We start from the raw sequence: 1,084 nt of genomic DNA, 5'->3' as shown, positions 1-1,084 counted from the left end.
ATAGATTCATTAAAGGTTTGCATCGGAGTTTTACCGTAACAATACCTGCCGCTATGAGGTCTTTCGTTGTTGTAATAGTTCATCCAGTCATCCAGATCCTGTTGAAGCTGCTCTAAAGTTCCATAAAGCTTTTTACGGAATGTAACAGCATAGAACTCATCTTGCATCGTCCGGTGCAATCGTTCACAGATGCCATTGCTTTGTGGATGACGAACCTGGGTCTTGCTGTGATCAATGCCTTCCAGTTGCAAGTAAAGTTCATACTCATGATGTTCAGGTTTGCCCTTGTATTCAGTACCACGATCTGTTAGCACTCGTAATAGCGGGATTTGTTGTTCTTCAAAGAACGGTATTACCCGATCATTGAGCAGATCAGCCGATGTAATAGCATGCTTGCTATCATAGAGTTTGGCAAAGGCCACCCGGCTGTAAGTATCAATGAAAGTTTGCTGATAAATCCTTCCAACGCCTTTGATCGTTCCCACATAGTAGGTATCCTGTGAACCGAGATAGCCGGGATGTTCGGTCTCGATTTCTCCCAATGCTTCTCTTTTTTCTTTCTTCCGCTCCAGAGCCATCATTTGAGCTTCAGTAAGGATCAATCCATCCTGAGCAATACGAGCTTCCAATGCCTTTAAACGCTTTTCAAAGATTTCCAGGTCGTGTCGCTGCCAGACACAACGAACACCAGCTGCAGAGATAAAAATCCCTTGCTTGCGTAATTCATTACAAGCCCTTGATTGACCATGGGCCGGGTAATCAAAAGCCATCTTTACAACAGCTTCTTCGACTTCAGGGGCGACTCGGTTTTTAAGAATGGGTTTACGTCGGCTAATCTCTACTAAGGCAGCCTCACCGCCAGCGTCATACAACTCTTTTATCCGGTAAAAACTGTCACGGCTTGTGCCCATTAATTTGCACGCCTTGGTGACATTGTTGAGATGCTCGGCTAGTTTGAGTAAGCCCAAGCGGGATTTGATTAACTTAGTTTCCTGATTCATGATCTGACTTTTTGGGGTTAACAATTAGGTTGTAGTTACTCTAAAGTTAATCCCAACTGTCAGATCAAATCTTAACTTCTACA

At 43.7% G+C, this 1,084-nt stretch carries 1 protein-coding gene; it reads right to left on the bottom strand.

Annotated elements, in window-relative coordinates; all coding sequences use genetic code 11:
* A partial coding sequence (locus ACFEL9_RS26090; RefSeq protein WP_385896340.1) for an IS481 family transposase occupies positions 1-1,001 on the bottom strand: 1,001 nt, incomplete at its 3' end.
* Positions 1,002-1,084 lie beyond the last annotated feature (83 nt).

The organism is Terrimonas alba (genome assembly GCF_042434975.1).
Lineage (GTDB): Bacteria > Bacteroidota > Bacteroidia > Chitinophagales > Chitinophagaceae > Terrimonas_B > Terrimonas_B alba.
The sequence above is the reverse complement of the archived record's forward strand: the minus strand, read 5'-3'. Positions and strand labels throughout refer to the sequence as shown.